Origin of the sequence: Pseudoalteromonas sp. Z1A6, assembly GCF_011378745.1 — a bacterium.
GTDB lineage: Bacteria > Pseudomonadota > Gammaproteobacteria > Enterobacterales > Alteromonadaceae > Pseudoalteromonas > Pseudoalteromonas arctica.
Genome location: NZ_WTKW01000219.1, coordinates 1 through 7,262 on the forward strand (window position 1 = coordinate 1; position 7,262 = coordinate 7,262).

Sequence of the window (7,262 nt, forward strand, 5' to 3'; positions counted from 1 at the left end):
AGCATAACATTTCTTTCTTAATGGGTGGCCAAAATCACTGTACCACTTGTATCTTGAGGCTTTGGATGATTAGCTATCTCCAAGCTCTAAAATCAGTGAGGATGTTGTACCACGTAATGTTTAACATTGAGCTGTAGATTATCCCCTGATTTTACTTTCTCTAATACTGGATGGTATCCGAGCACTTAGTGATTTACTAATGATGCTGTATGTACAAGTGGAGTCATTGATATGAGATTAAATGTTGGAATTGATGTAAGCAAAGAAACGCTCGATCTCTGTTTATTGTTAAATCAAGCCAAGAGCGGCAGCAAATTTAAATGCTTCAAAAACAGAAAGATTGACTATTTAGCCATCAATGATTGGATCTTGAAGCTATCTAAATGTCAGCCTAATGATATTGTCATTACGATGGAATCCACAGGGGTTTATCATGAAGCAATAGCCCTGTATTTATACACTATGGGCTTCCAAATCTTTATTTCAAATCCTGGCAAAGCTAAGAAATTTTCGCAAGCACTAGGGTTAATCCATAAAACTGATAAGTCAGATGCTTATATGCTCGCAAGATATGGGGCCGCTCAAAATGAGCAGATTCATTTATGGAAACCTGATGATGCTAATGCCAGGAATATCAAGGCTTTAACTCGCAGATTATCCGCTTTAGAAAAAGATCGTTTAAGAGAAAACAACCGACTTGAAGCAAGTGAAATCAGCGATGCTCATAATAGAGTATTACTCTCAATTACTCGTATTATTAGGATCATAGAAGACGAAATACAAGAGATTGAAAACGAAATCGATACTATTATCTCTGCTTGTCCTACCATGAAAAAGAACCATGATTTACTCATGAGTGTCATCGGTATAGGTAAGGTAATGTCCCGAGAGTTAGTCTATTTGTTTTCAGCTAAAAACTTTTCAACAGCTAAGCAAGCTGCAGCATATGTTGGCCTAATACCTAAGCTAAATGAATCAGGTTCGTTTAAAGGGAGAACGACACTGAGTAAAATTGGTCCATCCAGAATTCGATCCAAAATATTTTTAGCAGCAGTTAGTGCTGGAACACATAACCCAGATATTAAAGCACAAAAAAATCGACTTCTAGCTGCTGGGAAAACTAAGATGCAAGCGTTAGGAGCTGCAATGAGAAAGCTAATTCAAATTTGCTTTGGTGTAATAAAAAACCAAACAAAATACAAATCTGAGTTAGCATAAAATTAGGGTTGCGAGTGCTTTGGAGAGATGGTATCTACAATATGAGGGGGCTGTGAACAAATCTGAAATTCGCCATGTGCTCCAAACATAAATTACCTTATATATATCAACTTCTATATATAGAGTAATACAATTTTCCGATTTTGCAGTTAATTTAACAGCGCAATAAAAAAGGCCATTTCGAGGGCTTTTTCTTCTAAGCTTTTAAAACGACCTGATGCACCGCCATGACCTGCATCCATATCGGTTTTAAATACTAAAATATTACTGTCTGTTTTAAGTTCACGCATTTTTGCAACCCACTTCATAGGCTCCCAATACTGCACTTGTGAGTCATGAAGACCAGTAGTAACGAGTATGTTCGGGTAGTTTTGTGCGCTAATATTGTCATAAGGCGAGTAAGCTTCTATCACATCATAAAATTGAGGCTCATTTGGATTACCCCATTCATCGTATTCATTTGTTGTGAGTGGAATACTTTCATCAAGCATTGTGGTTAATACGTCTAAAAATGGTACATGACAGCCAACACCGCAATATAACTCTGGTGCCTGGTTTACAACCGCCCCCATTAATAGGCCACCGGCACTGCCGCCTGAGGCAAACACCTTATTGCTATCACAATAACCTTGATCAACAAGCGCTTTTGTCACATCAATAAAGTCACTAAAGCTATTTTGTTTATGCTCTTTTTTACCTTGCTCATACCATTCGCGGCCTAGCATTTCAGAGCCCCGAACATGCGCAATAACATAAACAAAGCCACGATCGAGTAAGCTCAGTGACGAACTAGAAAAGCTAGGATCAATCGTATAACCATAGGCGCCATAGCCGTATTGAAATAACGGATTTGTGCCATCTTTTTTAAAGCTGTCTTTTCGATAAACAACAGATACAGGTACTTTAACTCCGTCGCGAGCAGTTACCATTAATCGCTCTGACTGATAGTCATCGGCATTAAAACTACCGAGTACTTTTTGCTGTTTAAGCAGTGTTTTTTCGCCAGTTGCTAAATCAACATCATATAAAGAGCCTGGTGTTGTTAAACTTGAGTAATAAATACGCGCAGTCCGTGTGTCTGGCTCTGGGTTCATTGCTATTGCAGCATAATAACAAGGATCGGCAAACTCAAGTGCCATACGATTCCCTTGCCTATTAACAACTACGAATCGAGCTTGCCCTTGCTCGCGTTCACTCAATACTAAAAAGTCATTAAATAACTCTACACCTTCAAGCAGTACATTTTCTCTGTGAGCTGTATGCTCAAACCATTGTGTTTTATCAGCAATCGTTTCGTTTGTTGCTGTCATTAATCTAAAGTTTTTAGCTTGCCAGTTAGTCACAATATAAAATGTGTCACCTAGCTTATCTACGTCAAACTCGTGGCCATCTTCACGCGGCATTAATGCTTTAAATTCGTCAGTGGGCTTATTAGCATCAAGCACCCATGTATCGTTGGTCTCTGTCGATGCTAAATCAATAATAATTAAGCCTTCGTCGCGGCTTTTACCAAGCCCCATAAAAAAGCTGCTGTCTTGCTCTTCGTAAACCATTACATCTTGGCTTTGCTCGCTACCAAGCTCATGCCTAAATACTTGGTATCCTAATAACGTTTTTAAATCTTTTTTTACATAAAAAACTGTTTTGTTATCGTTCGCCCAAACAACTTGTCCTTCTGTATTTTCAAGTACGTCGGGTAGCATTTCATCTGCCGCTAAGCTTTTAAAGCGAACATTATAAATACGACGGCCTTCAGTATCTTCAGAGTAAGCCATAAGCTGCTCGCATGGGCTTAGTGCAACTTCTCCTAGCTCATAAAACTCAAATCCCTCAGCTAATATATTCACATCGAGTAAAAGCTCTTTATTATCAGCCTTTATGCTCGTGCTTCTATAGTGGCGAGAGTATTCATCATCACCACGTACTTCTGAGTGATACCAGTATTTTCCGTCTTTAACAGGGACCGAGTTATCATCTTTTACAATGCGTGCTTTTAGCTCTTCAAAAAGTGTATTTTGGAGTGGTTTCATTGCAGCTAACTGTTCATCGCAATACGCATTTTCAGCATGTAAATGTGCGAGTACTTGCTCATCTTGGCGATCGTCATCACGCATCCAATAGTAATTATCAGTACGTATTTTATTATGAGTACTTAATGTATGAGCTTGCTGTTTAGCAATAGGGAAATTAGGCAATAAACTTAAAGAATAGTCAGGACGAGACACAACAAAACCAATTAAAAAAATAACGTGATTTGCAGTTTATCATAAAAATAAAAAAGCCCATCCAATAGTTGGATGGGCTAAAACGGTAAACGCTTCATTATTAAAACCGCTATACCTTTGGGAAGATAATTCACTTAAGCTTTATACTTGCTGCCAAGCCATAGCCCAGCTTTGCCCTACACCGGGTTCAAACATCGATTTATTATCGTCGCTCGCGCGGCAAAACTCATTAAAAGGCCAAGGCCTGCATTGATAAACGTGCCCTGTTTTTGGCTGCAGTACTTTTGTACCCGCGTTATAGTTTTCACAATTTTCAGGGTACACATAGTCATATGCATCGGCATTATTAATAACACGCTCATCGCATTTTGCAATACAATGAAAATCGACATGCGCTTTACATATACCACTGCTTTGCAAAGCAAAAATTTCATTATTTCGATAGGCTATAATTAAACCTTGTTCGGTCATTTTACCTGCGCTAACAAGAGGTACATGCACATTAATGTGCTCGGCAACTAATCGTGGCCATGCGTGAGGTTCACCTTGTTCAAGCGAGGTGATTTTGTAATCAAATGATAAACTAACTAGCACTCCTTGCATGTCGTAAAAGGTTACACTCACCACATCACCAATAAATAATTGGGTATGATGATTTAAGCAACCTATTGTTGACCACTTTCCACAGGCCAACGACGTATGCATAAACACAGCAACACCTTAAGAGTTACAAAATCTTATCCATATACTATGGATACACAAAAAATACACTGACGGCAAGCGATACATAACTCTTTAGTCTTTATGCAGTTGGTTTGCCAGTAATGCAGCGATTATAATTCGGCCCCGCATAACAATCAAACAAAAGAATGTAACCAAAAACAAAAACCAACCCTTTAAGGTTGGTTTAATGTATTTTTAACTAAATAAATAAGTTAAAGGTTCTTTTGCCCACGTAAATATCAGCAACACCAATAAAGATATAAATATTAGCCACGCAGGCCAAGACGCTTTTGTTACTTTAGCCTCAGAGTCATCCGCTTTTAACTCTTTTGAGCCTGTGATCATCGCCTTAACTAGTGGCTTACCTTTTATTCTATAAACAATAATAGCTAATACATGTAAACCAATAGCATAAAGTAAAATGTCAAAATTCAGCTCATGTAGCCAATTTGCAAAATCAATCGTATCGCTAGACACATATTGAGCAAGCGGGCCGTCAGTTAAAATGCCATCACTACTCATTAACCCGGTAATAAGCTGCGTAATTATAATTATAAAAAATACCATTACCATACAACTGCCAGGTGCTGAATGACCTAGCGAGTCGCTTGGTGTCTTTAGTGCCTTTAAAATAGCACGAGGAGAGTGCAGCAACCCACTTAATCTCGCGGTTTTACTTCCGATAATGCCCCATATTAAACGCGTTACGATGAGTGCTAAAGTAAAGAACCCAGCAACAAAATGAAGCTCAATCATGCCCTCTTCAATACTAAAATAAAGCACCGCAATACTTACAACCAAAAACCAATGAAAGCATCTAATAAACCCATCCCACACTTTTAACGTCGTCATTGCGCCTATCCTTAAAAAAACAGTATTATCTAATTCGTTAACTACTTTAACATCATAATATTAAGGTATCCTTATGAGCCATTCTACAAGCCGTGCGAGTAAATATCATGCAACCAGTTAAAAAAGCTATTTTAAAAGGCTTTTTAGATATGCTACCACTGTGTTTAGCTGTTGTTCCTTGGGGCATTTTATGTGGTTCTTTAGCTATTCAAAATGGTTTTAGCGCCTTTGAAACTCAAGCAATGTCGTTATTAGTCTTTGCAGGCTCTGCACAGCTTGTTGCAATTGAACTTATAGCGGGCAACACACCATTGCTCACAATTTTATTCACAACATTTATTATTAGCTCTCGGCACTTTTTATACGGTTTAGCAGTGCGTCATAAGGTCATTGACCAACCTATGCGTTGGCGCTTACCAGTAAGTTTTGTATTAACCGATGAGCTATTTGCATTTTCTCACCATAGAAAAGCATACAGAACAAAAACACGTTTAATATACGCATTGAGCGCTGGTTTTAGCTTTTATATTGCATGGAATATTTGGACGTTAATTGGCATTGTAGCAGGCACAATGCTGCCCGACTTAACTAATTTAGGGCTCGACTTTGCCATTGCTGCCACGTTTATAGCTTTGGTTATTCCGGGAATTAAAAACCTAGCCTCACTCGTTACGGTAATTGTAGCAGGCATTAGCGCAACGCTTTTAAAAAGCACAGGATTTGAGCTATGGCTTGTTTGCTCAGCGCTGCTGGCAATGGCCGCAGGTTACAGCACAGCAAGACTAACCACTAAAAAGGAAGTAACGCCATGATGACGACTATTTTACTCATGGCGTGCATTACATTTTTTACGCGTTATTTATTTTTACACCGTGCTTTGCCGTTTAAAGTAGGCCCTAAAATGCAGCAATTTTTAAGCTTTAGCGCACCAGCAGTGCTTACAGCAATTTGGGTGCCTATCGTGTTTTTGAATGAAGATGGCATTAACTTAAACTGGCAAAACCCTTATTTAAGCGCAGCAATAGTCGCCATTATTGTTGCCTACAAAACACATAATATTTATTACACTACGCTTGCCGGTATGGGGCTATTTTTAATATTAAATTAGTGCGTTCTTTATACTTTATGAAAGCGTTCACTCAGGTTAAAATATGGCTAACAACAATAATAAGACGTCAATATGCACAAATTTCATCAATTAAGCGCAACAAGCTTACAGGGTCAACCCATCAACTTTAATGATTTTGAAGGTAGGGTTGTGCTTATTGTTAATACCGCAAGTAAATGTGGATTTACCTACCAATACGAGTCACTGCAAGCTTTGCACAATAAGTATGCCAGCCAAGGTTTAGTTATTCTGGGATTTCCGTGCAATCAATTTGGTCAACAAGAACCCGGAGACGCAACACAAATAGAGCAAGGGTGCTTAATTAATTTTGGTGTGAGCTTTTTAATGGCGGCCAAAGTAGATGTAAACGGTGAGCATGCACATCCTGTATTTCGTCACTTGAAATCAGCTTTACCTGGTTTTTTAACACGTAAAATAAAGTGGAATTTTACTAAATTTTTAATTGCCGCAGATGGTACACCAATTAAACGTTATGCACCTTTTACTAAACCCGAAAAGCTAGAGCTTACAATTCAAAAAGCATTAACGCAGGCTAAAAATATGCTTTAAAAAGTAATAAAGAGGCGCAAGGCCTCTTTATTGCCAATACTATTAAAACTAAAACATACGTATAACTGTACATTTAAACTCTCAATATTAATTGGTATCTATTTATACTAGCGAAATTTAATCGGTGTAATCGCTTAAATCGTCTTCGCCTAGATTTTTACGCAAGCGTTTTTGCTCAAGGTAGTCTTCCAACTTCTTCTTAACCTTTTGCTTGTTCTTATCGTGTTGATTACGTCCGAGCATTTCGTACTCGTCTTCAACAAAATCGTCATCTAGCGCATCGTAACTAAATGTCTTACCCACAACCCACTCCATAAAGTGTTTGAGACCAACCAAGGATTTTATTATCGCAATAGTCGGTAAAATTAAAAAATGTTCAACGCTAAAGTGCTCTGCAAATTAACATCAAAATAAAGCCACGTGACTACTGTAAATAGTCTTCATGTCAGTAATGTGAATAAATAGCGCTAAATTTGAATTGAGGAAAGTGAGAGTTTTTTATCGTATCGATAAATAAAATTTATTAATTTTTATTAGTTAGCCAATTTGACTAAAAAATGGTTGTT

At 38.0% G+C, this 7,262-nt stretch carries 8 protein-coding genes; 4 read left to right on the forward strand and 4 right to left on the reverse strand.

Going from position 1 to position 7,262, the window contains the following annotated elements:
* Positions 1 to 231 precede the first annotated feature (231 nt).
* A complete protein-coding gene (locus GQR46_RS13615; RefSeq protein ID WP_165741227.1) occupies positions 232 to 1,218 on the forward strand; it encodes a transposase in 987 nt (328 codons plus the stop codon).
* 149 nt (positions 1,219 to 1,367) lie between these two features.
* Here the strand turns inward: GQR46_RS13615 and GQR46_RS13620 are convergent, their stop codons facing one another.
* The 3 genes from GQR46_RS13620 to GQR46_RS13630 all read right to left on the reverse strand — a co-directional run bounded on the left by GQR46_RS13620 (position 1,368) and on the right by GQR46_RS13630 (position 5,018).
* The gene (locus GQR46_RS13620) at positions 1,368 to 3,443 is read right to left on the reverse strand and encodes a S9 family peptidase (protein WP_165741228.1); all 2,076 of its coding nucleotides are present in this window, start codon (positions 3,441 to 3,443) and stop codon (positions 1,368 to 1,370) included.
* A 141-nt stretch (positions 3,444 to 3,584) separates the two neighbouring features.
* A complete protein-coding gene (locus GQR46_RS13625) occupies positions 3,585 to 4,148 on the reverse strand; it encodes a chitin-binding protein (RefSeq protein WP_165741229.1) in 564 nt (187 codons plus the stop codon).
* A 213-nt stretch (positions 4,149 to 4,361) separates the two neighbouring features.
* Entirely contained in the window at positions 4,362 to 5,018 is a 657-nt protein-coding gene (locus tag GQR46_RS13630) for a cytochrome b/b6 domain-containing protein (RefSeq protein WP_007579804.1), read from the reverse strand.
* Positions 5,019 to 5,125: 107 nt separating this feature from the next.
* Here GQR46_RS13630 and GQR46_RS13635 point away from each other — a divergent pair, with 107 nt between their 5' ends.
* The 3 genes from GQR46_RS13635 (at position 5,126) to GQR46_RS13645 (ending at position 6,696) form a co-directional block, all read left to right on the forward strand.
* Complete coding sequence (locus GQR46_RS13635; protein WP_165741230.1) at positions 5,126 to 5,830, forward strand: AzlC family ABC transporter permease; 705 nt, start codon at positions 5,126 to 5,128, stop codon at positions 5,828 to 5,830.
* A complete protein-coding gene (locus GQR46_RS13640) occupies positions 5,827 to 6,126 on the forward strand; it encodes an AzlD domain-containing protein (RefSeq protein ID WP_004335020.1) in 300 nt (99 codons plus the stop codon). The genes GQR46_RS13635 and GQR46_RS13640 overlap by 4 nt, the downstream gene beginning before the upstream one ends.
* 72 nt (positions 6,127 to 6,198) lie before the next feature.
* The gene (locus GQR46_RS13645; RefSeq protein WP_165741231.1) at positions 6,199 to 6,696 is read left to right on the forward strand and encodes a glutathione peroxidase; all 498 of its coding nucleotides are present in this window, start codon (positions 6,199 to 6,201) and stop codon (positions 6,694 to 6,696) included.
* A gap of 117 nt (positions 6,697 to 6,813) precedes the next feature.
* On the opposite strand, the gene GQR46_RS13650 is transcribed toward GQR46_RS13645, so the two are convergent.
* Positions 6,814 to 6,999 carry a hypothetical protein gene (locus GQR46_RS13650; protein WP_007579801.1) on the reverse strand — a complete coding sequence of 62 codons (186 nt, stop codon included), beginning with the start codon at positions 6,997 to 6,999 and terminating at the stop codon, positions 6,814 to 6,816.
* Positions 7,000 to 7,262 lie beyond the last annotated feature (263 nt).